This window comes from Desulfopila sp. IMCC35006, assembly GCF_005116645.1.
Taxonomy (GTDB): Bacteria; Desulfobacterota; Desulfobulbia; order Desulfobulbales; family Desulfocapsaceae; genus Desulforhopalus_A.
In genome coordinates this window covers 1-655 of sequence record NZ_SWCM01000054.1, presented here as the reverse complement: position 1 = coordinate 655, position 655 = coordinate 1, and the positions used below count along the sequence as shown (strand labels likewise).

General features: G+C 51.8%; 1 rRNA gene. It reads right to left on the bottom strand.

Annotated elements, in window-relative coordinates:
* Positions 1 to 655, bottom strand: a 16S ribosomal RNA gene (locus FCL47_RS24135); the annotation flags it as partial.

Here is a 655-nt window from a genome sequence, read left to right as displayed (position 1 = left end):
TCCAATGCACTACTCCGGTTAAGCCGAAGGCTTTCACATCAGACTTAAAAGACCGCCTGCGTTCCCTTTACGCCCAATAAATCCGGATAACGCTTGCCACCTACGTATTACCGCGGCTGCTGGCACGTAGTTAGCCGTGGCTTTCTGGTTAGATACCGTCGAAACGTGAACAGTTACTCTCACGCACTTTCTTCTCTAACAACAGGGTTTTACGATCCGAAGACCTTCTTCACCCACGCGGCGTTGCTCCATCAGGCTTTCGCCCATTGTGGAAGATTCCCTACTGCTGCCTCCCGTAGGAGTTTGGGCCGTGTCTCAGTCCCAATGTGGCCGATCAACCTCTCAGTTCGGCTACGCATCATTGCCTTGGTAAGCCTTTACCCCACCAACTAGCTAATGCGCCGCGGGCCCATCCAAAAGCGGTAGCATAGCCACCTTTTACATAGTTACCATGCGGTAACTATGGTTATGCGGTATTAGCACCTGTTTCCAAGTGTTATCCCCCTCTTTTGGGCAGGTTGCCCACGTGTTACTCACCCGTTCGCCACTCAACTCTTTATCGGTGAGTGCAAGCACTCGGTGATAAAGAAGTTTCGTTCGACTTGCATGTGTTAGGCACGCCGCCAGCGTTCATCCTGAGCCATGATCAAACTCT